Source organism: Paeniglutamicibacter sp. NPDC012692, from assembly GCF_042901625.1.
GTDB lineage: Bacteria > Actinomycetota > Actinomycetes > Actinomycetales > Micrococcaceae > Paeniglutamicibacter.
The window spans coordinates 355,763-380,707 of the sequence record NZ_JBIBDE010000003.1; the positions used below are offsets into that span (position 1 = coordinate 355,763).

The 24,945-nt window shown below is 61.8% G+C and carries 21 protein-coding genes; 12 read left to right on the forward strand and 9 right to left on the reverse strand.

Features of this window, described 5'->3' with window-relative positions:
• Positions 1-131: 131 nt before the first annotated feature.
• Both ACFY5D_RS13600 and ACFY5D_RS13605 read left to right on the forward strand, forming a co-directional pair.
• Positions 132-1,571 (forward strand): glycosyltransferase family 2 protein, encoded by a 1,440-nt coding sequence (locus tag ACFY5D_RS13600; protein WP_387530574.1) that lies wholly within the window; start codon positions 132-134, stop codon positions 1,569-1,571.
• Positions 1,568-1,783: a hypothetical protein gene (locus ACFY5D_RS13605; RefSeq protein ID WP_387530577.1), complete on the forward strand. Its 216-nt coding sequence runs from the start codon at positions 1,568-1,570 to the stop codon at positions 1,781-1,783. Before ACFY5D_RS13600 ends, ACFY5D_RS13605 begins: the two co-directional genes overlap by 4 nt.
• On the opposite strand, the gene ACFY5D_RS13610 is transcribed toward ACFY5D_RS13605, so the two are convergent.
• The 3 genes from ACFY5D_RS13610 to ACFY5D_RS13620 all read right to left on the reverse strand — a co-directional run bounded on the left by ACFY5D_RS13610 (position 1,780) and on the right by ACFY5D_RS13620 (position 5,350).
• Positions 1,780-3,369 (reverse strand): putative bifunctional diguanylate cyclase/phosphodiesterase, encoded by a 1,590-nt coding sequence (locus ACFY5D_RS13610; protein WP_387530580.1) that lies wholly within the window; start codon positions 3,367-3,369, stop codon positions 1,780-1,782. The genes ACFY5D_RS13605 and ACFY5D_RS13610 overlap by 4 nt on opposite strands.
• The gene (locus ACFY5D_RS13615) at positions 3,362-3,700 is read right to left on the reverse strand and encodes a hypothetical protein (RefSeq protein WP_387530582.1); all 339 of its coding nucleotides are present in this window, start codon (positions 3,698-3,700) and stop codon (positions 3,362-3,364) included. The genes ACFY5D_RS13610 and ACFY5D_RS13615 overlap by 8 nt, the downstream gene beginning before the upstream one ends.
• A 657-nt stretch (positions 3,701-4,357) precedes the next feature.
• Positions 4,358-5,350, reverse strand: coding sequence for a hypothetical protein (locus tag ACFY5D_RS13620; protein ID WP_387530585.1), 993 nt, complete (start codon positions 5,348-5,350; stop codon positions 4,358-4,360).
• 249 nt (positions 5,351-5,599) lie between these two features.
• Between ACFY5D_RS13620 and ACFY5D_RS13625 the strand changes: the two genes are divergently transcribed.
• A complete protein-coding gene (locus ACFY5D_RS13625; RefSeq protein ID WP_387530588.1) occupies positions 5,600-5,740 on the forward strand; it encodes a hypothetical protein in 141 nt (46 codons plus the stop codon).
• 124 nt (positions 5,741-5,864) lie between these two features.
• Here the strand turns inward: ACFY5D_RS13625 and ACFY5D_RS13630 are convergent, their stop codons facing one another.
• The 4 genes from ACFY5D_RS13630 to ACFY5D_RS13645 form a co-directional block, all read right to left on the reverse strand.
• On the reverse strand, positions 5,865-6,518 hold the full coding sequence (locus ACFY5D_RS13630) for a response regulator (RefSeq protein WP_387530591.1): 654 nt from the start codon (positions 6,516-6,518) through the stop codon (positions 5,865-5,867).
• Between the two features lie 36 nt (positions 6,519-6,554).
• A complete protein-coding gene (locus ACFY5D_RS13635) occupies positions 6,555-7,829 on the reverse strand; it encodes a sensor histidine kinase (protein WP_387530593.1) in 1,275 nt (424 codons plus the stop codon).
• 140 nt (positions 7,830-7,969) lie between these two features.
• Positions 7,970-8,989: an alpha/beta hydrolase gene (locus ACFY5D_RS13640; RefSeq protein ID WP_387530596.1), complete on the reverse strand. Its 1,020-nt coding sequence runs from the start codon at positions 8,987-8,989 to the stop codon at positions 7,970-7,972.
• 193 nt (positions 8,990-9,182) lie between these two features.
• Positions 9,183-10,421, reverse strand: coding sequence for a hypothetical protein (locus ACFY5D_RS13645; protein WP_387530599.1), 1,239 nt, complete (start codon positions 10,419-10,421; stop codon positions 9,183-9,185).
• Between the two features lie 388 nt (positions 10,422-10,809).
• Here ACFY5D_RS13645 and ACFY5D_RS13650 point away from each other — a divergent pair, with 388 nt between their 5' ends.
• The 6 genes from ACFY5D_RS13650 (at position 10,810) to ACFY5D_RS13675 (ending at position 19,148) form a co-directional block, all read left to right on the forward strand.
• Complete coding sequence (locus ACFY5D_RS13650) at positions 10,810-11,724, forward strand: LysR family transcriptional regulator (RefSeq protein ID WP_387530601.1); 915 nt, start codon at positions 10,810-10,812, stop codon at positions 11,722-11,724.
• A 159-nt stretch (positions 11,725-11,883) separates the two neighbouring features.
• A complete protein-coding gene (locus tag ACFY5D_RS13655; protein WP_387530604.1) occupies positions 11,884-13,215 on the forward strand; it encodes an MFS transporter in 1,332 nt (443 codons plus the stop codon).
• A 55-nt stretch (positions 13,216-13,270) separates the two neighbouring features.
• Positions 13,271-14,548, forward strand: a complete 1,278-nt coding sequence (locus ACFY5D_RS13660; RefSeq protein WP_387530606.1) for a M20 family metallo-hydrolase — start codon at positions 13,271-13,273, stop codon at positions 14,546-14,548.
• Positions 14,545-16,005 carry an amidase gene (locus tag ACFY5D_RS13665; RefSeq protein ID WP_387530608.1) on the forward strand — a complete coding sequence of 487 codons (1,461 nt, stop codon included), beginning with the start codon at positions 14,545-14,547 and terminating at the stop codon, positions 16,003-16,005. The genes ACFY5D_RS13660 and ACFY5D_RS13665 overlap by 4 nt, the downstream gene beginning before the upstream one ends.
• 112 nt (positions 16,006-16,117) lie before the next feature.
• Positions 16,118-17,365, forward strand: a complete 1,248-nt coding sequence (locus tag ACFY5D_RS13670; RefSeq protein ID WP_387530611.1) for an APC family permease — start codon at positions 16,118-16,120, stop codon at positions 17,363-17,365.
• Between the two features lie 238 nt (positions 17,366-17,603).
• A complete protein-coding gene (locus ACFY5D_RS13675) occupies positions 17,604-19,148 on the forward strand; it encodes an alkaline phosphatase family protein (RefSeq protein ID WP_387530614.1) in 1,545 nt (514 codons plus the stop codon).
• A gap of 79 nt (positions 19,149-19,227) precedes the next feature.
• Here ACFY5D_RS13675 and ACFY5D_RS13680 read toward each other — a convergent pair whose 3' ends face one another.
• Both ACFY5D_RS13680 and ACFY5D_RS13685 read right to left on the reverse strand, forming a co-directional pair.
• Complete coding sequence (locus ACFY5D_RS13680; protein WP_387530617.1) at positions 19,228-20,973, reverse strand: BCCT family transporter; 1,746 nt, start codon at positions 20,971-20,973, stop codon at positions 19,228-19,230.
• A 500-nt stretch (positions 20,974-21,473) separates the two neighbouring features.
• Positions 21,474-22,145 carry a response regulator gene (locus ACFY5D_RS13685; protein ID WP_387530620.1) on the reverse strand — a complete coding sequence of 224 codons (672 nt, stop codon included), beginning with the start codon at positions 22,143-22,145 and terminating at the stop codon, positions 21,474-21,476.
• 113 nt (positions 22,146-22,258) lie between these two features.
• Here ACFY5D_RS13685 and ACFY5D_RS13690 point away from each other — a divergent pair, with 113 nt between their 5' ends.
• From ACFY5D_RS13690 to ACFY5D_RS13700, 3 genes are all read left to right on the forward strand, one after another.
• Positions 22,259-22,477, forward strand: coding sequence for a hypothetical protein (locus ACFY5D_RS13690; RefSeq protein WP_387530623.1), 219 nt, complete (start codon positions 22,259-22,261; stop codon positions 22,475-22,477).
• A gap of 86 nt (positions 22,478-22,563) precedes the next feature.
• Positions 22,564-23,805 carry a sensor histidine kinase gene (locus ACFY5D_RS13695; RefSeq protein ID WP_387530626.1) on the forward strand — a complete coding sequence of 414 codons (1,242 nt, stop codon included), beginning with the start codon at positions 22,564-22,566 and terminating at the stop codon, positions 23,803-23,805.
• A gap of 427 nt (positions 23,806-24,232) precedes the next feature.
• Positions 24,233-24,856 (forward strand): malonic semialdehyde reductase, encoded by a 624-nt coding sequence (locus ACFY5D_RS13700; RefSeq protein WP_387530629.1) that lies wholly within the window; start codon positions 24,233-24,235, stop codon positions 24,854-24,856.
• Positions 24,857-24,945: the final 89 nt, after the last annotated feature.

Genomic DNA, 24,945 nt, shown 5'->3' on the forward strand with positions numbered 1-24,945 from the left:
GCGGATACCCGCGCGGATTGTTGCCCATGAAATGGACACGGGTGACTTCCCCCGTCACATATCGAATACACAGTGGTCAAAGTCGGAGACACGGAGGAGAAAGCACGCGGGTTTCCACTAGGATTCCACGCGTGAACAAGTCGAATTTCAGTCGCTGGGCAGGTGTCATCATCGCCTTGGCGGTTGTTGTGGCCGCGGCCCTGTTGATGTTTGCCGTTGCAACCAAAATGCACGTCGAAGAGGGCATCACCTCCCGGGGCAGGCTTTTTGGTTTGTGGAGCATCCTCTACGATTCCCAAGCCCCCGACCAAGCCATCATGTACACGGCCATCGCGTTGGCGCTGTTGCTGGCGGCCGGCATCGCCGTTGTCGAGCGTCGAATCGCCACGCGCTATCGGCGCTCCGGCGACGTGACGATAACCCCGCTGGCACCCAAGCTGATCATGAACAAGACCCGCGGCGTATTTGCCGGTCCCATCACGATCACCGTGCTGCTTCCGGCGCACAACGAGGAAGCCTCGCTTCCGGGTACGCTTGACTCGCTGTTTTCACAGTCGCACCCACCCGATCGAGTGATCGTGGTGGCCGACAACTGCACCGACGACACTGAGCGCATCGCCGCAGAGCGCGGTATTGAAGTCATGCCAAGCGTTGGCAACTCCAAGAAGAAGGCCGGGGCCTTGAACCAGGTGCTGTCGAGAATTCTTCCCTTCCAGGGCGACAACGACATTGTCATGATCATGGATGCGGACACCCAGCTTGATGACGGCTTCCTGGAGGCGGCAGCTTCACGCTTCGCCAACGACCGGGCGCTGATGGCCGTCGGAGGCCTGTTCTACGGCGAACCCGGCCACGGACTGATCGGGCAGTTCCAGCGCAACGAGTACATCAGGTATTCACGCGAGCTGAAGCGCCGCCGCGGCCGGGTGTTCGTCCTGACGGGTACCGCCTCGTTGTTCAGGCCGGTTGCCCTGCGGGAAGTGGCCGCCAACAGGGGAAGCGCGCTGCCGGGAATCCCCGGCGACGTCTACGACACCGCGGCCCTGACCGAGGACAACGAGCTGACAATTGCGCTGAAATCGCTTGGCGCTTTGACCGTCTCCCCTTCGGAATGCACAGTGGTCACGGAGCTGATGCCGACCTGGCGCACGCTGTGGAACCAGCGCCTGCGTTGGCAGCGAGGCGCCCTGGAAAACCTTGGTGCCTATGGCATGACCCCGCAGACCCTGCGCTACTGGGCGCAGCAACTGGGCATCGGATACGGCGTCATTGCACTCTTCTCCTACCTGGCGCTGCTGCTTGTCATGGCGCTGGCGTTGGACAGCTGGATCTGGTTCCCGTTCTGGCTGGGACTCGGTGCGGTGTTCACCCTTGAACGCTTGATCACGGTATGGAAGGGCGGGTGGCGGGCCCGATTGCTGGCTGCCCTGCTGATCCCCGAGCTCTGCTTCGACATGTACCTGAACGTGGTTTACGTCAAGGGCATCATCGACAGTGCCGTGGGCCGCCGCGCAGCATGGACGCACCTGCAGCACGAAGCAAAAACCGAAGTGAAAGTGGACGCAGCATGAGACTGGTTCTACCCACGGGTTTGGTTCTTCCCGAATCCCTGCTGCACAGCGGGTGGTTTGCCGTCTGGGCAACCTTCGTCGCCATCAACACCCTGATGTATGCGGCGCTGTCGGTTTCCAAGATCCTGCCGAAGATCTACCCCTCCGACTGGGTCCACGGCAGGAACCGACGCACGGAAACACGCAGCATCTATCCGGACGCGGACATCTAGCCGGCGCTGCGACCCCGTTCCGCCGAAGAGCGAGCCAAGTCCCGATCCTTGCCTGGCGGTTGGGTGGACAACAGGGCCGTGAAATCCGCGTTGCCCATCGGCTTGCCGAAGAGGTATCCCTGGGCGCACTCGAAGCCCATGTCACGAAGCTTGTCGGCTTGCCCGCGGGTTTCCACGCCTTCCACCACACACGCCAGCTCGCACGCTTCGATCAGGTACGAGACCGCCATCAGCAGTTTCTCCTGTTGGGGGTCGGTGTCCGCATCGTCGACAAGTGATTTGTCGATCTTCACGCCAGCTACCGGCAACTGGCGCAGGTAGCTGATGGAGGAATAACCCGTCCCGAAGTCGTCGATGTACACCTCCACCCCCATCTGCCGCAGGGCCAACAGGGTGTACTTGTGCAGCCTGTCGCCCGTCATGAGCTTGTCCTCGGTGATTTCCAGGGCCAAGGTGGAGGCCGGCAACCCGTGGCGGCGAAGCGCGTCGCGAATGATGTCGGGGAAGCCTAGTAGATGAAGTTCCCGCGAGCTCACATTGAGATGAACCGTGAAGTCCCCATCGACCAACCCGAGTGCGCGCCAGCGGCTGAGGTCCTTCAATGCCTCATCCAACAGCTGTTCCGTGATGGCGCCCATCATGCCGGCTTCCTCGGCGACCGCGAGGAATTCGCCGGGAGGAGTCAACCCGAATTCGGGACGCTCCCACCGAACCAGCAACTCGGCACCGAGGATGGTTTCGTCCTGCAGCGACACCAACGACTGATAGTACGGAAGGATTTGGTCGGTGCCCAGGGCCATGCGCAGGTCCGCAACCATGGCGGCCTTCTGCTGCCGCTCAAAGAGCATGTAGGGCTCGAATTCGTGGACCTTGGACGTGCGGGACTGCTTGGCGGTGTACATGGCAGTGTCCGCCTCGAGCAGTAGACGGTCGGCATCGTACCCGGCAGCCGCCACCGCGATACCCAAACTTGCACCGGGCGCAAGGCTGATTCCATCCACGACCATTTGCTCGTTCACGCTGCTGACGATCCGTTGCCCCAGTTCGAAGGCCCCGTGATCCTGGGAACGAAGAAGCACGGCAAACTCGTCGCCTCCCAGCCGGGCAATCAGGTCCTGTGACCGGATACCGGAACGAAGCCTGGTGGAAAGCTGGCGGAGGACTTGGTCTCCGACGGCGTGGCCGTGGGTGTCGTTGATGCTCTTGAACGCATCCAGATCGAGGAGCAACAGGATTGGAGCCGGGCCGCCGTCCTCCAAATCCTGCAGTGCGATTTCGATGTCGCGCATCAGCGCCGAACGATTCGCCAGTTGGGTCAGCGGATCGGTGTACGCCAGCAGCTCCATCTGGTCGCGGGCCTTTTCCAGCATGCTCGTCCGGACCTCCACCCGGCGGTCAAGCGTCGTGTAGGTCAGTTTGAGTTCGGCGGACATGGCGTTGATGCCCATGATGATCGCATCGATCTCATCACGACGCGGGCCGGGGCGCAGTCCGGTGTCGAAGTCCATGTCGGCGATCTTCAGGATGGCCGCCACGATCTGTTCAATGCGGGGGTCGACGCCCTCCGTGGGAAATTGGTTAGGCACTTCGCAGCACGAACTCCACGGCGTCGCTCCCCTGTTCGAAGTAGGCGCAGGTGCGGCCGCCATCCAGCTTGCGCATGAAGAAACGGGCCAGGACCCGGTCGGCCGGTCCTGAACCCAACATGGCAACCCGCAAGTTTCGGATCAGGCCGTTGAAGTACGGCGGAACGTCGGCCTCAACGTCATCGAGACCCGAAATATCGATGAGGAGATGCGGGTAAACCTCGTTGGTCCGTTCCTCGTAGTATTCCGACATTTCTTCCAACGTCGACAGGGCCAGCATGGTCCCGGGTGGGAAGTAGATTTCGAGGATGTGATCCTCGAAGAATGCCATCCGGGCTTGGGGCCCGGACCAAGTCCACAGGCAAAGCGGGCTACCGTGACGGGTCGCGGAAGCCTCCCAGTTTGCCCCATCGATGACTGTCCCTGAAAATTCGCTTTTAGACACCTGCATACCTCCGTCGATGGCAGCGGCGGCGAGGGTCGGATTCGATGAGTCGGGCGTCTTGGTTCCATGGTGTGGACCAACCGACATTCTCCGTGGCGGACTCCGAATGGCTTGCCAGCTGGTGGGAAACAGTTACGGCATGGCCCGCCACGCAACCCAAGTAGACATCCGTGCGGCCGGTGCGTCGCCGGTCGATCCTGCGCCGCGACGCATTGAAATCGGCGGGCGACATCGACTTGGATGGTTTTTGCGTTCCCAGTTGAAACTCTCCGTTCTCACCGGAGACAGTGGGGACCGCCTCGCATGATCGCGCTCCGACCGCAGGAGTGGCACGAACCTCCGCAACTTCTACCGTCAAAATTTCCTACCCCCTAGGAATGAATGCATTGAACCAGTGTAGTCAACATCACATTTTGAGCCAACTTCACTGACCCCACGTCACGGCCACCGTGGTGTGGGTCAAGCCGTGGGGACGGGACCTGCACGACGTGCCGTCCCTGCTGCGGCATGTGGAACATTGCTGAATCGTGCTGCCTGGCGGTGTCAGTTTCGGCCTTGCTCGGCCAAGACCTGCAGGCGGATCGCCTTGTCGCGTTCATGTTGGGCTTCGACCTCGCGGCCCAGCTCCGTGAGGATTTGTGCCCAGAGCAGGTGCGCCGAAATGTGCTCGGAGTCGTCGTCGCCCGACGCTGAGCCGAATGCTTCCTGCAAGACTTCCGAGGCCTTTAGGGGTTCGCCTGCGGCCAGGCTCCAGCGCGCCCGTGTGACTGCCAAGCCCATCAATTCAGGCTCGCTGCCCCCGATGATGTCGTAGGCCAGCTGGGCTCGGTCAATGCAGTGGAGGGTTTGATCGTTGGCGATCCCGGCCTGTAGCTGCACATCGGCGGTTGCCTTGTTGAATCGCGCCCATGCATGCATGTCGTTGGTCGGTGCCAGCAGTTCGCTCGCTCGGTCGTGGTAATCCAGTCCCTCTGCGTGCCGTCCGTGGGCCAGAGCAAGATTGCCCAATGTCCAGTATCCGCTGCTGGCGACTTTGGAATTACTGATGCGATCAAGGATCGCTTTCAAATCTTCCCTGAGGCTCCACGCATCATCGGTCATCCCGGCTTCCACGAGGCTGGCGATGAGCCCTTGGTAGGCCTCGGCATGGATGTCTAAATGGCCGTCGATTGTGTTCAGCGTGGTCAGCGCGTCACGGGCAGCGGCGATCGCGGGTACATGCTGGGATTTGTTGCGCAGCGCGGATGCCCGCATGAGCAGCGCCCTGGCCTTCAAATCGGGGTTCGAATCTGAAATGGGCGAATCCAAAAGGAGCTCTGAGGTTCGCAAAGCCGCGCTGTATGCCCCGGATAGAATTTCGGATTGACCGAGTATGTAGATGAAATCCCATTCTTTCGACGTCTCGCCCATTGCCGCATAGGCGCGGGCACAGGCTGCGGCGGCACCGGCAATCAGGTGCTGGTCCTCGGCTAGCCGGGCCTTTCGGAAGAGTGCCTCGCAACGGAACGCTTCGGCTTCTAGTGAGCGGGAGTGCATTGTTCAATTATGGTCTATGTACTGGCGTTGCGGTGCTGTAATTGAAACGGTTACGTCCGGCCTCGGCCTCTTTCTGCCGGTTCGGGGAGTGCATAAAATCCGAGAAATCTTGATTCATTTTTGTGATTAACGCCCCATATATTCAGGTGGGAGCTAGGATTTGATTTTGGGGTGGCCGACGTAATGAAGTGTCGGTGGAACGGGCGAAGCCTCGAAGGTGCCCACATTATCGACAGAAATGGAGTTCCCTTGAAGAAGCTCATAGGCGCAGCGCTTGCAACGATGGTTCTGGCAGGCGGCGTATTCCTCGGCGGCGTAACGGCCGACCAGACCAACCAGCAGGCTGGTGGCTTCGGCCAGGTCACGACTTACAACAACTGGCCTTTCTAAAGCTGGATGCATCGGGGTGGTGCCGTTCCTTGGGCGGCACCACCCCGTCATGCGGCACCGTAGGGTGCCGCAGATTGGACATGTTCGATTACATGTTGCCCATCAGAATCCGGCAGCCTCCGGCCTAGGCCTTCATCCAAGCCAGAACCGCCAGCACACGACGGTGGTCGTCCTGGCTGGGTGCAAGATCCATCTTTGTGAAAATCGAGGATATGTTCTTTTCCACGGCGCCGGCCGACAAGAACAATGTTGCCGCAATGGCGGCATTCGTGCGGCCCTCGGCCATAAGTTCTAGGACCTCGCGTTCCCGCGGCGTGAGCGCGGCCAACGGGTCGGTTCGCGGCTTGCTGAACGCGGCAGCGACAACCTCCGGATCCAGCACGACCCCGCCGGCCTGGATCCGTTCCAAGGCATCCATCATTTCCTCGAGCCGGGCAATGCGGTCTTTGAGCAGGTAGCCAAGTCCGCCGGCCCCGGGCGCCGAAGCGCCGGCCAACAAGTCGGTGGCGTAGGTGAGCTCGACGTATTGGGACAGCACCAGAATGCCGATGCGCGGGTATTTACTGCGGATCTGTTGTGCGGCACGCAAGCCCTCGTCGCTGAAACCGGGTGGCATGCGCACATCGGTCAGTACGACGTCGGGTGAAAACTCATCGACCGCTTCAAGTAATTCGTCCTTGTTGGCGACGGCGGCGAGGACCTCGGCACCACCTTCGCGCAGCAATCGCACCAAACCTTCACGGAGCAGGACTGAATCTTCGGCTATAACGATGCGCACGAAATCCAGCTTATCGGCACCGCCCGTGAAGACCGCCTAGCCACCTGTTCTCAAGGGGATGGAAACGGAGACGACGGTGCCCGCGTTCTCGGGGGAATCCACGGTGAGCGTGCCGTCAACACCAGCCAAGCGATCGGCCAGCCCCGCCAACCCGGTGCCCTTGCCTAGGTGGGCTCCGCCGACGCCGTCGTCGTGGACCTGAAGAACCAAGTGGTCTTCGGCGACATCCAACCGCAGCCGGCACGCCGCGGCACCGGAGTGCTTTGCGGCGTTGGTCAGTGATTCGACGCCGGCAAAATAGGCTGCCTGTTCGATGGCTGCCGCAAACCTGCTGTGCGCCTGGTCCGTGGCCTCGACGATCACGGGGATCGGGGACCGGGCAGCCGCCGCATCAAGGGCGGACACAAGGCCGCGGTCCACCAACACCGGCGGAGCGATGCTGCGGGACAAAGCCCGCAATTCGGCCAATGCACCGCGGGATTGCTCGAGGGCGGAGTCGAGCAACTCCTTGGTTGCGGCATCCTGTGGGTCGAGCCGGCGTTTGGCGGCCTCGAGGTCCATATTCATACGGACCATGCGTTGCTGCGGGCCGTCGTGGATGTCGCGCTCGATCTTGCGCAACGTGTCGGCCTCGGCGGCGATCACCGAACTGCGGGAGGTGGCGAGCCGGTCGGTTTCCTCGCGCATCGCTTGCCGTTCGTTGGTCAACAAACCGACCGCCAGGGAGCGCTGCAAAAGCGCCAAACCACGGGAGACCGGCGGCAGCGTGATCAGGAAGGCCAAGCCCAGTCCGACCTGGATCCACACGCGGTAACCCGGGTCGATGCCGAGGATGTCCGACAGTCCAACGCTGGGCTCAGGCAAGTAGCGCTCCCACATCCATTGGGTGATTCCGCCCAGGGCAGTGGCGATCCAGCTGATGGTCACCGAAAACGCCAACACCCGCACGGGGAAAGAGACCACGGCGTGGATCAGGTCCTTCCAGCGTTGGCCGTCGCGCAGCGGGTCGAACATGCGGAGCATGGCCGAGCCCGCGGTGGGGCGCCTGTAATAGGTCGGCGGCAGCTGGCCCGTGGCCCACGCGGCAATCCGCCGCTCGGCATCGGCGAAGAACGTGGCGGTGTACAGGGCACCAAGCAGGATGAAAACGCCGAGGTAGATGATGACGGTGGAGATGCCCAGGGAGAACAGGGAGACGGCCAGCGTGAAGGCAATGATGCCGGTGAACAGTGCCGACAGGTTGTAGGCGAGGTCGCGCCCGAGCCGGCGCCGGAAGTCGGTCCGGTTCCGTCGGGATGTCGTCTGGGGCATGGCCTGTAATCTTTCGCTGGGCTGCTTTGTCTTGCCCCAATTCTTTCGCGGCCGGAGGACCGGCGTCTGCCCGGCATGCCGCCGCCTGCTGCAGGGGACATCCCGACCCGGCAGGGTGGGGTTAACCCCACCCTGCCGGGTCAGCCCCCGGCTGTCTGGGAGACGGATAGATCGCTCCACAAATCGCGGCGCGTTGAATCCAGCGTGTCCTGCGTCCACCTGCCCATGGTCGAGTAGGCGACGTCGCGGATGCCCCTCGGGGAGAGGAAGATGTCGTGGAATGCCCCGTCGATGCGGCGGATGCAAACCTCCCGGCCAAGGTCCACGGCGCGTGCCGCGACCGCTTGGACATTGAGTGCCACGTCTGCGGTTTTGGCGTTCTCGCTCCAGCGCGGCTGGAGGTAGCTCTTTTGCGAAAGCATCACCAAGGCCGGGCAGTCCAGGTTCAGCCCGCGGGCCACCCGGGCCTGTGCGGTGAACACCGCGTTGAGGAACCCAGGGGTTAGTGCGAAACCCTGTTCGGGACGCCATGCCAAGTCATAGTCCCACTCGCCGCCAAAGGCGGTGGATACGGCTCGGGTGTAGATCCCGGGATCGATGGTCGGCAAGGGGCGCGTGGGATTGATCCGGGAACCGGCGGCCAGCCACGGGGCAACGGCTGACCGGACTATGCCACTGGCCTGGAACTCGAGCCAGGGGCTGTTCAATACCAAGGCGCTGACGCGTCCCGGATTATTGCCTGCCCACAGGCTTGCGGTCAGTCCGCCGGTTGAATGCCCCAGCAGGACAAGCTCCCTGTTGTTTTCCCCACCACCGGCATCCTGGCCCATGACGTGCAATGCTGCATCGATTTCCTCCCCGTAGTCGGCGAGATCGGTGATGAATCCGGGGATCTGCCCGGGACGCAGGCTGCGCCCGTAGCGCCGCAAGTCGAGTGCGAAGAACCTGGCCCCGCGCGATGTCCAAAACTTGGCGAGGTCTTGTTGGAAGAAATAGTCCGACCAGCCATGGATGTAAAGCACATCGATGCTTTGGAATTGATGCACCGGCGCCGTCGGGGCATCGGTGCAGCGAACCAAGGTCGCCTCGTCGCCGCCGGGCAGAAGCAGTGTGTGCTGTTCGAACCCGGGGCCGAGCACATCGGCTATCCACTGAACCATGTTCCCTACCCTATGGCACCGTTGGCGTCATTGTCCGAAAATCGTCTCCATTGCGCCGATGACGTGACCCTACCCAATCGAACGCGCCGGGGATTCCACGGACCGCGGAGCACGGAACGGCTGCGCAACGCGTCTTCCCCGGGGCATTGTCAGGGGGAATCCCCAAACACGTGTTGGAAAGCCGCCGGAGGATTCAGGTGTAGTCGTCTTCCGTGTCGTCGGAAGCATCAAATTCGAATGCGACGGCCGATGGTTTGGCCAGTTCGAGCACCAGCGGCTTGAGCAAGACGGGTGGAACCGAAAGCTTGTTCCCGATGGCAACCAGACCTTCATCGCGGAGGCTCTCCAGCCGCCGCCAAGCCATGGCAATGACCTGGGGATCTCCACGTGGATCCGCATCGTCGAGACCGCGTACCGGGTGCCTGAGTATCTCTACACTCAGGGGTTCGACGCCGGCCTCGAGCAGGAAGTAGCGGGTGAGGTAGCCCAACTCCATCGTGGTATCGCGGTCTTGGGTTTCCTCCGCCACGGACCGGTACATGTGCCGCGCCACGGTCCGCACGGCGGCGATGACATCAAGAGGGTTTCCCGCAAGGAACCTTCCACAGCGTTCGGTGGGATAGGCCCGCGTCGGCGTCAAGCGGATGAGCTCGGCACCCACCAGTGCATCCCAATACAGTTTGAGCCGCGCAACATGGTTCGCATTCTTGAATACGACCGGTCCGTTTTGGGGGCGTGGACAGGTGGACGATGTCACGGCATCGTCCACGGCAACGACCTCCAGGCTCGCGGCGGCTTCCTGGATGTATTTGCGGTGCAAGACCCTGGTGGAGGTTGTCTCCCGTTTGTCGCCAAACCACATCAAGAACGACCGCATCCTCGAGGTTAGCTTGAGTTCTTCGATCTCTGACAAGGCTTGGTGGTCGGTGAGCCGGGGAATCTTGATCAGCGCGGCTTGGAGTTCCGGGATGCCGGAATAGCGCGGGCCAGGGTCGGGAATCAGGAGGCGGTCGAAGTAGCTCTTGGTCCGGCGAAACTCTTCGCTGGTTCCGCTCCACGCGCCCGTGGCGCTGAGAAAACGAAGATAGGCTCCGACTACCCTCGACATGTCCCGAAAATCACCGGGTTTCTTCGAGAACATGAAGTCGTCGATCGCGGTGGCAAATGGGTACAGGTTCAGGGCTGTGAGTTTTCGGTCGCCGTTGACGGCTGCGTACCGCCGAAGAAAATTCGTTATTGATGACCTGAGCAGATCTTTCTGGATTTCCAGATTCTCCTGTGCGCACCATTTCTCAAATGCACCGAGAACCCGGGGTAGCTCGCGTCTGATGCGGATGTCATCGATTGAGATGACGGCATCGGATAGGTGCCCACTCGACAAATGATCTCGGGCTGATTGGTTTTTTGCGGATTCGGGATCTTTGTCCGACATTGGCATTCCACGGGTTGAACGTAGCGGGCCAGCCCGTCATTGAAGCCCGGCCGGTGTTGCCTAGAGCGTACTGGCACGAGGTTGCAGATGGAACAGGGTGCAGTGGATTTTCACGCTTTTGGACGGACCTGCCGATGGCGTGTCTTGGCGTTTCGTCCTCGGCGCATCAATGGCTGGGGGCGGATCCATGCCGGGATCTAAGGCCTGGCGGTCCCGATTCCGGCCCGCGGGGTGCCAAGAATCCTTCGGTCGGGGTGCGAACCGGCCTCCTGCTGCGACCCGGGAACCGGGGCCATCGCCGGCCCGGCACATCGGCTGCTGTGCCGAAGCCGATGTCCCGAAGACTTGGAACGCCGGGGTGTGGCGCGGGACACGCAATAATTCACTCATGACCAAATCGTTCACGCTGGTGCAGCTGAGATATTTCGGGGCCGTGGCCAAGCTGGAGAACATGACTGCGGCCGCCGCCGAGCTCAATGTCACCCAGTCCACCCTCTCTTCGGCGCTGAGCCGCCTTGAGCAGGAATTGGGGGCCTCGCTCTTCACCCGCCTCTCCAGCAAGGGGTTGCGGCTGACGCCGGCCGGCAAACGATTGCTTCTTGGCTCTCAGGCGTTCCTCGAGGACGCCGAACTGCTCTACCAGTCGGTGCGGGACGAGGGGGAAGCCCTGGCCGGCGAGCTTGTGGTGGGCATCTACTTGCCCCTGGCTCCATTCAAAGCCCCCGTGATCCTGCAGGCATTCGAGGCTGCCTACCCGAATGTGAAAGTCAGCTTCCACGAGGGTGACCAGGAATCGCTTCGCCAGGCATTGCTGGACGGCGTCTGCGAACTGGCGCTGATGTACGACCTTGGGGTGGGGCCCGAGTTCGATCGCCGCGTTCTGGAACGGGTCCCTCCGCATGTGTTGGTGTCGGCGGAGCACCCGCGTGCGGCCACGCCCGGAGAACCGGTCAGCCTGTTGGACTTTGCCAGCGAGCCGTTCATCCTGCTGAACATGATGCACACGCGGGAATACTACCTCGACATGTTCAAACGCGTCGGCATCAGCCCTGCGGTCAGGCACAAGGTGTCTGGCTACGAGACGGTCCGTTCGTATGTGGCCCGCGGACAGGGGTTTTCTCTGCTGAACCAGCGCCTGCTCCACGATTCCACGTATGCCGGGGGTTCCGTGGTGCCGTTGCGCATTATCGAAGACCTTCCGCCGATCGAGGTCTCGCTGGTTCGTCCCGTGGGGGCCAAGCCCACGAAGAAGTCGCTGGCCTTTGAACAAATCTGCGAGAAGCTCTACGGGCACGGAGGCTGACCCGTGCCGGGTGGTGCGTTGATCTTCGATCGATTTTGTCGATCGGGGTAACCGAAATTCTCCGTTGGAACAATGTGACTGCGGTCACGAGGATGGATGCAGGAACCTTAGAGATCGCACCGGAGACCCCCCTCCGGTACCGCAGATTCAGGAGCGACGATGCAAACCAAGACCGAACAGCAAGGCGCGCAACCAACGACGATTGAAGGCCACAAGCCCGCCTCGGGCATGCAGAAGCGGGTTCTGGCCGGTGGCAGCATCGGCCAGTTCATCGAATTCTACGACTTCACCCTTTACGGGCTTTCCGCGGTCGTTCTGTCCCAACTATTCTTCCCGGGCACCAGCCCCCTGGCAGGCCTGCTGGCCACGTTCGCCACCTTCGGCGTGGCCTTCCTGGTCCGCCCGCTGGGTGGATTGTTCTTCGGCGCCTTGGGCGACAAGATCGGGCGCCGCAAGGTCTTGTTCATCACACTGCTTTCCATCGGTGCAGCCACCGCGACGATCGGGTTGCTGCCCACCCACGCGACCATCGGCGCGATGGCACCGGTGATGCTGGTGCTCTGCCGCATGATCCAGGGATTCTCCGCAGGCGGGGAATCGGTCGGCGCCCCTGCGTTCGTATTTGAACATGCACCCATCAACAAGCGCGGTTTCTGGCTGAACATCACCCTGGCGGCAACGGCGCTGCCCTCGGTCTTCGGCGGTGCGCTGATCCTGGCGCTCTCGAGCTCCATGTCCTCCGAGGCATTCATGTCCTGGGGCTGGCGCATCCCGTTCCTCATCGCGCTGCCCATGGCCCTCTTCGGGCTCTGGATCCGCGCCAAGACCGAGGAGTCGGACGCCTTCAAGGCGGTTCTGGCCAAGGAGCAAACCAAGGAATACAGCCCGCTCCGCGAAGCGTTCGCCGAGAACAAGGTCCGCATGCTGCAGGTCATCTTCGTGATGGGGCTGACCGCCATGGGCTTCTACTTCCTCTCCGGATACTTCGTCTCCTACGTCCAGACCACCGGCAAGCTCAGCCGCGAGCACTCGCTGCTGGCCAACGCCGCGGCCATGCTCCTCTACGCCTTGCTGCTGCCCATCGGCGGGATGATCGGCGACAAGTTCGGGCGCAAGCCGATGCTCGTCGCCGGCTCCGCGGCCCTGGCGCTGATGGCCATCCCCTGCTTCATGCTTGTCACCAGCGGTTCGCTGCCGCTGGCGATCGCCGGCCAGCTGCTCTTTGTCATCCCGATGTGCATCTACGGCGGCGGCGCGTACACGTTCTTCGTGGAAATCTTCACCACCCGCACACGATTCACCTCCGCCGCGATCAGCTACAACGTCGCCTATGCGATCTTCGGCGGATCGGCCCCGTTCATCGGCACCTTCCTGGTGTCGCAAACGGGCCTGAGCGCGGCCCCCGGCTACTACATGGCGGCGGCCGCCGTGATCGTTTTCCTGCTGCTGACCCTCACCAAGGTCCCGGAAACCCGCCGCCGCGTCGGCTAGCCAAACACGCACCACCCGCACGAATCCCTGAACCACCGCTAGGAGCACCACCGCCATGAGCGACAAGACTTTCCTCACCGACTTCCACCACGTAGCCACCTTCGGGGCCACGGACAACAACGGCGTCGAGCGCCAGGCCGCGACACCCGAGGACAAGCTCAGCCGCGACTGGTTCGCCGGATTCGCCAGGGAACGCGGCTGGGAGGTGCGCGTCGACGGGATCGGGAACATGTTCGCGTTGATCGACCTGGTTCCCGGCGCCCCGTACATCCTGCTCGGCTCCCACCTGGACTCCCAGCCGCTCGGCGGGCGCTTCGACGGGGCCTACGGCGTGCTGGCGGGGCTGCACGCCGCCGAGCGCGTGGCCGAGCGCGTGGCTGCCGAGGGCGCCGTCCCGGAGTTCAACCTGGCGGTGGTGAACTGGTTCAACGAGGAAGGCGGGCGCTTCGCCCCCTCCATCATGGGTTCCTCGGTCTTTGCCGGGCTCATGGAGCAGGACAAGATGCTCGCGGTCAAGGACCTGGCAGGCACCACCGTCGCCGAGGCGCTGGAAGCGATCGGCTACCTGGGCAGCGACGAGCGCCCGGAGCTGGCGGGCTACGCCGAGATCCACATCGAGCAGGGCCGGATCCTGGAACGCGAGGGCATCACGCTCGGTGCCGTGGACTATTCCTGGTACACCCAGAAGCTGGACATCGAAGTGCTGGGGGAGCAGTCCCACACCGGGGCCACGGCCATGGCCGACCGCCACGACGCCCTGGTGGCGGCCTCAAAGGTGGTGCTCCTGGTCCACGACGTCACGGCGAAATTTGCCGACGAGGCCCTGGTCTCCTCGGTGGGCCGGCTGACCCTGGAACCGAACTCGCCGATCGTGGTGGCGCGCCGCGTCCACCTGGTGGCAGACCTCCGCTCGGCGTCGCCGGAGATCGTCGCCGAGGCGAGGGCTTCGCTGCTGGCCGACATCGCGCAGATCGCCAAGGACCACGACATCCGCATCAACGTCAACGACTTCGACGTCCGCGGGATCCAGTACTACCCGGAAGAGGGGCTGGCGCTGACGGAGAAGGTCGCGGCGAACCTTGGCCTGGGCGTGCGCAGGATCCGCACCATGGCGGGACACGACTCGGTGGCGATGAACCGGATCGTGCCCACGGTCATGATGTTCATCCCCTCGGTGGACGGGGTCAGCCACTGCGAACGAGAATTCACGACCGACGCCGACATGGTGGCAGGCGTGCGGGCGCTAGGCGAGGTCGCCTGGGAAATGGTCAACGGGGCCTTGGCCGGGGCGCCTTCCAACGGGCAGGAACCCGCAAAGGCAGGCGCGGCATGAACCCGGGCGCAAGCACGGCCGTGGACTCGCTGGCCCACCTGTCCGCAACCGAGGCACTGGCGGGATTCCGCGCCCTGGAGTTTTCTCCGGTGGAGATCCTGGAAGCGCAGATCGAACGCATCGAGGCCCACAACGGGGACAGGGACACCGGGATCAATGCCTTCACCGAGACGCTCTTCGACACGGCCCGCCAGAGGGCGGCCGTAGCCGCCGACGAATACGTGCGCCTGGCCAGGGACGGAGGTCCGGTTCCCGCGCTGCTGGGACTCACCGTGGCCACCAAGGAAAAGCACGGAATTGCCGGGCTGACGCTCGAACAGGGGCTGGCAGCCCACCGTGGCCGCATCGCGGCGGCCGACCACCCGGTGGTGGAAAGGCTGAAGCTGGCGGGCGGGATCATCCACGCCCGCACCACCAGCCCCGAATTCAGCTGCGCAACCACCACGCACTCGCCCATGTGGGGGACCACCCGAAACCCGTGGAACCTTCAGGCGTCCCCGGGCGGATCCTCCGGCGGGTCCGGCGCCGCGCTGGCCGCCGGCTTCGCCACCCTGGCCACCGCCTCCGACATCGCCGGATCCACGCGCATCCCCGCGGGGTTCACCGGAACCGTGGGCTACAAGGCGCCCTACGGCAGGATTCCCGGATTCTCGGCGCTTGCCGCGGACTGGTACCGCGGGGACGGCCCGATGGGCAGAACCGTTGCCGACACGGCACTGCTGGCCTCGGTCATGTCCGGCCGCCACGCAGTGGACCACGGCTCGTGGGGTGAAAACGGGAGCAACCCGCTGGCAGGCGGATCCGTCGAGGGGTTGCGCATCGGGCTTTCGCTCACCCTCGGCGATTACCCGGTGGCCCCCGAGATCCGCGAGAACACCCTGGCGGTGGCCCGCTCGCTGGAAGCGGCCGGCGCGACCGTCGTCCCCGTGGACCTGCCATGGACCACTGAGCGGATCACGGAAACCACCTTTGCCCACTTCGGGCATATCCTGGGACCGGCCATGGCCGTGGAGACCGCCGGAACCGAGGGCCGGCTGGCTGCCTACACCACGCGTTTCATGGCGGATGCCGCGGCCGCCGCCAAGCGGAACACACTGGTGGATTCCCTGGGCCTGGATGCAGCGCTGCAGGCCGAACTGGCTGCGGCCATGACGGGGATCGACGCTCTGCTTTGCCCAACCTCGGCCGTGTCGTCGCTGGCCGCTGACGGGGATTATCTCAACGGGATCGACGCCGCCGGACGCCATTTGGGCCACTACTGGGAGGCGCACATGACCAGCCCCTTCAACGTGGCCAACCGCTGCCCGGTGCTTTCGGTTCCCAGCGGCTTGTCCGCCGACGGGGTGCCCACGGGGGTGCAGGTTGTCGGGCATCCGTTTGCCGAAGCAATGGCCTTCCGGGTGGCAGCGGCCGTCGAGTCGCTGGTTCCGTCCTTGGGCAACCCGATGCTCGTCTAGGAACCGTCGAATGCTGATTGCCGTTGATGCGGCGGCGCCGTAGCGGCGGAATCCACCGGCCGTTAACCTTTCAGTGGTAATGATTGTTGATGCTGAATTGGGTGGAGAAAAAGTGAGTTCCGGGCTGCAGCGACGGCTGGGCACACAGGACGCCGTCATGATCGGTCTGGGATCCATGATCGGCGCCGGGCTGTTTTCCGCATTCACGCCGGCGGCCGCCTCGGCAGGGTCCGCCCTGTTGGTGTCACTGCTCTTGGCGGCGGCACTGGCGTACGCGAATGCCCGTTCCAGCGCCCAATTGGCGGCGCGCTACCCCACCTCCGGGGGAACCTACGCCTATGGCCGGGAAGTGCTGGGCCCGTGGCCCGGATTCATCGCGGGCTGGGGGTTCGTGGTGGGCAAGACGGCCTCGGCGGCCGCCATGGCGCTGACCTTTGCCACCTATGCGGTGCCCGAATCCTGGGTCAAACCAGTCGCCGTGGCGGCCGTTGCGCTGCTTGTCGGGGTCAACTACCTGGGGGTCACCCGAACGGCGGCAGCCGCAAGACTGATCGTGATGACGGTGCTCGCACTCCTGGCGATTGTCGTGATCGCGATCCTCGGCGGCACCCAAGAGGGTTCGACGGCCGTCGCGGGCGGGAATCCGGGTTTGTCAGGGATCCTCCAGGGTGCCGGGCTGCTCTTCTTTGCCTTCGCGGGATATGCACGTATTGCGACCCTGGGCGAAGAAGTGCAGAACCCCGCCAAGACAATACCCCGAGCCATCGGGTTGAGCCTCGGGATTGTTGTGGTTGTCTATGCCGTTGTGGCGCTGGTGCTGCTGCATAGCCTGGGTGCCGGGGGAATCGCTGCGACCAACAAACCACTTGCCGCGGCGTTGGGCCAGTCGTGGGCGTTGCCGCTGGTGCAGATTGCGGCGGCACTGGCTTCACTGGGGGCTTTGCTCGCACTCGTTGCCGGTATCGGGCGGACGGCCATGGCCATGGCTCGGGAACACGACCTGCCGCATGCGCTGGCCGCCGTCCATCCGCGTTTTTCGACGCCGCACCGAGCCGAACTGACGGTGGGCGCGGCAGTCGTGGTGCTCGTCGTGTTTTCGGATTTGACCACGGCGATCGGTTTCTCATCCTTCGGGGTCTTGGTCTACTACCTGATTGCAAACCTTTCGGCCGTCAGGCAACCGGCGAGCGAAAGACAGAGCCCGCGGTGGCTGGGTATTGCCGGCGCCATCGGTTGCGCCGTGCTGGTGACCACGCTTCCCGCCGCCGCCGTTGTCGGCGGCCTGATCATGTTTGCCGTTGGCATTTGCTACAGATTCGTGCGGCTGTCTATACAGCGGCCCGGTTTCACAAAGTCGTAGATCGACTCGGTAATTCCGGCGAATATACACAAGCCCAAGGGGTGCTCCCGACCAAATCAGCCAAACTTTTCATGTATTTCCGATGGCCAAAGCGGTCGGATCACGGTCAAGTGTGAACGTTGTCTGAACAAGCGCATGTTGGCATTGAACCGTGCCCGAATGGGCAGAGAAGATGGTCGCGTTCGTTCGGGAAAACCCGAAAATGACCGCTCCTTTCTGATCACCCAAGGAAAATACCGTGCATTCTTCGCCACGAATCCGTACCTCTGTTGCAGCAACCGTGCTGGCACTGGCCGTAGTTGCTCCCACCGCCGCCATGGCCATGCCAACCGCACCCCAGGCTCCCGTTGAAGCCAAGAAATCCACGGAGAATTACAAAGGACTTCCATCTGGCGTAAGCAAGAAAAAGACGCTCGTCATCGGTCTGGACGGCGCCGCGGCGGCGCAGATCAACGAGGCGAACACCCCGAACCTGGCCGCATTGGTCAAGAACGGCATGCTTGCGAAGTCGAACCTGTACGCCAACCCGATGGCCCCCACGGTCTCCGGTGCCGGCTGGTCGACGATTGCCACGGGTGTCTGGCCGGACAAGCACAAGGTCCCGGACAACTCGTTCTCCAACCCGAACTACGCTCAGTACCCGGACTACCTCACCCGCCTGGAAACTGCGCGCGCCCAGAGCTCGACCCTGGTGGTCGGCACCTGGTCCCCGATCCCGCAGAAGGTCTTCGGGGAGAAGACCGACCTGCGTATTGCCGGCGGGAACGATGCGGGCACCACCGCCAAGACCGTTGACTACCTGAAGAACGGCAACCCGGACAGCACCTTCGTGCACCTCGACGAGATCGACGGTGCCGGCCACAGCAGCGGAAGCTCCTCGGCAGCGTACGCCAAGGCCCACACGACGGCCGATGCGCAGATCGGGCAGATCCTTGCGGCAGTCGATGAGCGCAAGGCCAAGAAGAGCGAGGACTGGCTGGTTGTCATCACCGCCGATCACGGCCACACTCCCGGTGGTGGTCATGGCGGCAGCAGCACCGGCGAACGCGCGACCTTCGTGATCGCCCAGGGCAAGGGCATCGAGGCCGGCTCCGTGCGCCACGACGTCAAGATCTCCGATATCGCCCCCACGGTCTTGAAGCACCAGGGCGTTCGCATCGAAGACGAATGGCAGCTGGACGGCCAGGCAGTCGGAACCATCAAGGCCGACGACTTCGATTCGTTGCGCCCGCATCTCAAGACCGGCGTCGATGAAACGAAGCCGGGCCCGACGACCACGGGGTGGACCACGACGGCACCGAACGGCTGGTCGATCGACAATTCGGCCATGCCTGCCGGTGGCGTGACCGAATGGCAGGGCTGGTCGTTCGCCACCGACGAGTTCTGGACCAACGTCGACCTGAACCAGGGCCGGGAAACCAGCGTGCACAACCGCAATGTCTTTGCCGTGGCCGATTCCGATGAATGGGACGACAAAGCACATGCAGCCGGACAGTTCGATTCGACGTTGATTAGCCCGAGCTACAAGGTGCGTGGCGGCAAGACTGCAACGCTGAGCTTCGCCTCGAACTACCGGATCGATGGACCGCAGAGCGGCGAGGTGTTTGTCAGCTTCGACGGCGGGGAGCCCGTCCTGGTGAAGTCCTACGAGAAGAACTTCAACGGCGTCGAGAGCATCGGCATCGAGGTTCCCAAGAAGGCCAAGAAAGCCAAGCTCTCCTTCCGCTACACCGGTACCAACAGCGCCTTCTGGACTGTGGACCAGGTGAGCCTGAAGAAGTAGCCCGTTCCGCGGGTTGAGGGGCGTCATCGGGCGATGGCGACCCTCAACCCGTGATTCCGCGCTCGGGGAGGCAGACGTTCTACTCGCGTTTGGTTTCGTCCACCGGCGATTCGGCTGGGGGAGCGCTCTTCACGCGGCTCATCGGCCCGTGTTGCCGCTGGGCCGAGGGAACCGCCCGCCGCAATCTGGCGGTGAACTTCCGCAGATCCAGCAATTGCGATTCCTGGTTTGCCGCTTCAACCTCTAGCCCGTAGAAGTCGCCGATGTGATCGACGAACGCCATTCTCCGCGCCTTTTCGTAGACGCGAACCTCGCGGGAGAACGCTCGGTATGTGGCCCAACAAATCAGGACCAGGACGACGCTGAAGGGCAACGCGATGATGATCGCCGCGGTCTTCAATGCCTCCAGTCCGCCGGACAGCAGGAGCGATGCCGCCAGCAGGGACGTGGTGAGCGTGAAGAAGATCCGGATCCAGTTCTTGGGCTCGACTTCGCCACCGGTGGCGATCATGCCCATGACCAGTGCGCCGGAGTCCGCCGAGGTGACAAAGAAGATCACGATCATGATGATTGCCCCGACGGTCAGCACCGCGCCTGCAGGCAGCTGGTCAAGCATGCCAAAGAGCGCGCCCGCGGTATCGACCGTCCCATCCGGCCCGATGAGGTTTCCGGTGCCCTGCAGCTGGCCGTAGATGGCGGTTCCTCCCAGAACGGAGAACCACAGGACCGTGACCGCCGTTGGGACCAAGATGACGCCGGCAACGAACTGGCGGACGGTGCGTCCACGCGAAATACGCGCGATGAAGATGCCCACGAATGGTGCCCACGACATCCACCAACCCCAGTAGAAGGTCGTCCAGGTGCCTTGCCAGGCCTCGCCCGCCTCACCGGTGAAGGCACTGACATTGAACGACATGGCGAAGAAGTTCTGCAGGTAATTGCCGGTGGACTGGACGATGTTGCGCAACAGGAACTGGCTCGGTCCGACAACAAGTATGAACAAGACGAAAACCCCGGCCAGGATGAGGTTGGTGTTCGAGAGCCACTTCATGCCCTTGCCGACGCCGGAGAGCACGGAAAAAAGCACCATGGCGGTGACTACAGCGATGATCACGAGGTCGAGCAGCGTCGATTCCTGAATCAGCCCGGCGCTTTGGAGCCCGGCGCTGATCTGCAAGACGCCAAAGCCAAGCGATGTGGCAACGCCGAAAATGGTGCCAACGAGCGCGATGACGTCGATGGCATTGCCGAGTCCGCCATGGACCTTGCGGCCCAAAAGTGGTTCGAGGGTCCACCGAATGGAGATCGGGCGGCCTCTGCGGTGGATGGCGTAGGCCAAGGCCAACCCGATCACCACGTAGATCGACCATGCATGGACTCCCCAGTGGAGGAAGGTCTGTGCTTGCGCTTGCTGGGCAAGCTCCGCGGGGGTCCCGGTAACGCCTGGTTTCGGTGACGCGAAGTGGCTTAGCGGCTCACTTACGCCGTAGAAAACCAGCCCGATGCCCATGCCTGCGGCGAAGAGCAGGGCAAACCACGACCCCAGTGAAAACTCGGGTTCGTCCTCGTCCTTGCCGAGCTTGATGTCACCGAACTTACCGAAGCCCAACCAGAGGCTGAATCCAACAAAGAACGTGGCAATGAGTACGTAATACCAATTGAAGTATCCAATGATCTTCGACTGAATCGAGGCGAAAAGTGCCTCCGCGGTATCCGGCACGATCATGGCGAATGCGACAAAAACGATAATGATCAGGGCGGCGGGCCAAAATACCCACCGGTGGACGCGGGGCGATGAACTTTCCGTTTTCTGTTCCGTTGTCATTTGCTGAGCCTAAACGATTCGAGGGGGCGACCTCCAAGTAAAGTGGTTTAGCCCACCAAATTTGCAAAATGGCTAATCAATATGTTTGGCAGAATGATTTGGTTTGAAGGTACTCCGCCAGGGGTTTCAAAGTAAGGTTTGGCCACGTGTCGATCGGGAGCCAAGTCTGCCGGCGCTGGCGAAGCCAAGGGGAGTGGCCGTGTCGCGGCAGGGGCGTCAGTGCCCGAAAATGTGGGCACATCGAGGGCGAGGGAATGTTGGCAAAAAGGATCAAGAAGGAGAGAAGCTTTACGGATACTTCCGCGCCGATGTCCGTTCGCGACCCGTCGGGATATCCAGAAAGCCCGCTCTGATGGTTGATGCAATGGCGAAGAGCCCGGTGACTGATTTGTTTGCCCCAGCCTCAACTTGAAGCCGTTAGAGTAGAGAAAGCGTTTTCGAGCACGATGGGGCCCTTACGCTCCAAAGTCCACGCCGATTGGAACGGGGACTCCTGGTACCTAGTCCATGCTCAGTTCAACCAGGCCGAATTGAGTTGCCCGAATCAGCGTCTGTACTCGGTCGCGTACCCCGAATTTAGCCATGATTCGACTGAGATGTGCCTTGACCGTGGTTTCGGCAACATGAAGTTCTGCCGCGATTTCCGGATTGTTTCTTCCGCGAGCAAGCAGGCGGAGGACCTCCAGCTCGCGTTCGGACAATGCGATGGGAGCCATTCCTCCCGGTGTGGATGGCTTTACCTCATGCGCTTCGCGGATTGCCTTGATGAGGTCATGCGAGACCGACGGAGAAATGGCTGCGCTGCCATCAAATACGGCCTTGACGGCGGCAAGAAGTTCGGCGGGTTCTGAATCCTTGACCATGTAGCCGGCGGCGCCGGCTCGCAGGGCAGGGACAAGGTATTCCTCGGAGGAAAAAGCGGTAATCGCCAGTACGCCGATGCCAGGGTAATTCGTGGTGATTATTTCCGTTGCTTCCACACCGTTCATTCGCGGCATTTGCATATCCATGAGAATGACATCTGGCGTATTTCCGGCACAGAAGTTTACGGCTTCAATTCCATTGGTGGCTTCACCCATCCAATGGAATCCTGGAGCTGCGTCGAGAATGATCCGGATGGCCTGCCGCATCAATGGTTCGTTGTCGACAACTAGAACTTGTATATCCGTCACATTCTTGAGTGTAGTGAGGTTTCGAAACATCGGTTATCAAGGCACGTTGCGAGTTTAAAATGTGTACAAAAGTACCTATGGACATCGGATGGTTTGCTGGGAGAATGGGGCCTATGACTCGCAAAACTCGCATACTCGCTTCTGTATCCATGTCCGCTGCCTTGTTGTTCTCGGCAGCCATTCCCGCGCAAGCTGCCTCGGTACAAGATTCGCGCCTGGTGGTTTCCGCTCCGATTTCACAAGGCGGTTCCGGAACGACCGTTGTTACCTACGGTGCGTCCGAGGCATTCAACGATTGGGTTTGCCGTAATCTCGGCGCACTGTGCCGCTAAAAAGTTTCCTTCGAAATCGGGGCCCACGAACAGTGGGCCCCGATTTCGGCGACAATAGGGTCGTGAAACGACCTTTTTCTTTGCCCGTGAGCGATGATAGTGCGCAAGCGCCTTCCCTTCTGGGCCGAAAGATTCTCTTAATTTCTTGTGCTCTTGCGGCTTTTTTGTTGGGAACTGACATTGTCACCCTTTTAGGTGCCTCGACACCTGACAAGTTTCACACGGCAGCCACAACAACATTAGTCAGTGCGTTCTTTGTGCTTTCTCTGGGGCTGCTTTGGGTAAGAACTTCCTACGCGGTCATAGTCTCAGTCATTGCCATGGGCCTCAGCGTTGTCTTTGGAGCGTATCTTTTTTCACTCTTGGTGGTTCCGCTCCTCATCGCGTTGGTGGCTCTTACCCAGTCACGCAAATTTTCGCTGAGGTATTTTGGCGTGACGCTGCTCTGGGTTATCTCGATCGTCATTGTTCGTTCCTATGACGTGGGATTCCTGATCCTTCTGGTCCCACTTCTGGCGCTGGCGTATTCGATTGCTTTGTTCGCCAAAAGGGTGCAGGAACAACGCGAAACGGACAGAAACCGCATTGCTGAACTTCGACGCAAACAGCAAGAGGCCGTTGAGGCCGAACGAAAAGCCATCGCGCGCGACCTTCATGACATTGTCGCCCACGATATTACGGTGATTTCCATGCAGGCCAAGGCTGCCGAATTTTCGGGGGACCCGGCTGTCGCTCAGGCAGCGCTCAAGGTAATTGGTGCGACCTCGAAGGAAGCGCTGCAGGACTTGCGCGTCATGCTCAATGTCCTGCGCACAGACGGTTCTGCAACGCGCGTTGAAGGCTCTCTCGTGGACGCTGCCGGAAACGCTGCGAGCAGCCTGGAAATACTCATCGGTGTCGAAGTCTTTGCGGAACGTCTCGTTGACCTCGGGCATCCAACCAAGACCGCAGTGGATCCACGATTGTCAGGCTTGCCGCAGTCGGCGCAGGCTGCGCTCTATCGGGTTCTGCAGGAATCGACGACGAATATCGTCAAGCATGCGGATCATGATGCCCCATGCCGAATTGAAGCGGTTGTTGTCGGGGATCGAGTGTGGCTGGAAGTGGCCAATAAGCTGCCGAAGGACCTCGACATCCGGGGTTTTGTGCGGAGCGAGCACAGCTCTGGAATCGCTGGAATGATCGACCGCATGGCCGCGTTTGGCGGAACACTATCCGCTCGATGGCACCATGGCGACTGGGTTGTTCGGGCTGAGTTGCCGGCATCCATTATCGATACAGAGCGAGCGCGACTCGGCGAAGTGACCGAGGGCACTATAAATAACTGAGGCAACCTCAGTAACTATAGTCAAAAGTCCAATGTGCAACCTCGGCGACGTCTATAAAGTTATTTGTAGATCGACGGAACGGTTGGTCACAGGAAGTCTGAAGAACGTTTTGCGAGTGGCGTTCCAAAGACTTTTTATCCAGCACGCCAGACGACGCCATACTGCGAACCATTCCCCCAAGCTGGTTCGCACCCCAGGGATACGCAAAAGTACTTTCCCCCAAGCAGTACTTTTGCGAATGATTCCCCGGGTTGCTGCAACCCCAAGTGCAGCAGCCCACGGCGTCGTCAGGCGTGCTGATGACTTTAACGGGCGGGCTCCCAGGTGGGCCGCGGTGATCGGCATCACACGAGTGATCGGGAATGATTCGGGCGGTTGTACAGGTTCAACTAAGGACAACCCCAAACGAATCACAAGGAGATTTTCCGTGAGCCTGGAAACCACCGAATCCATTTACTCGAACCTGGCGATTGACAGCGAAACCGCCGACAAGCTTTTCCTCGAGGGTCGCACGGCAAACACCTTCTCCGACGAAGCAGTTTCCGATGAAGCGCTGGAGACCATCTACGAGCTCACCAAGATGGGCCCGACCATGATGAACAACCAGCCGCTGCGCATCACCTGGGTCAAGAGCCAGGAAGCCCGCGAGGCTGTCGTGGCGCACATGATGGAAGGCAACCGCGCCAAGTCGCTGTCCGCCCCCGCGCTTGCCGTCCTCAGCTACGACGCCGACTGGCACGAAAAGTTCTCGGAGTTCTTCCCGCACGCGCCGGAGCGCAAGGCCATGTTCGATGAGGACGCAGTCATGCGAGCCGAAATCGCCAAGAACAACGCCTGGATGCAGGCCGGGTACTTCATCATGGCTGTTCGCGCTGCAGGCCTGCACGCCGGCCCGATGGGCGGCTTCAACCCGGCCGGTGTGGACACCGTGGTAAACGCTGGCAAGGCCCACCACTCGTTCCTGATCGTCAACGTCGGCACCCCGGGCGAAAACCCTTGGTTCGACCGCCTGCCGCGTCTCGGCGCAGACATCGCAACCAGCAGCATCTAGGTTGCCTGCGGCTTCGAAACAGAAGCCGAAATGCAATGAGGCCACGATTGCTTGAAAGCGATCGTGGCCTCATTGCATTGGCAACGAAA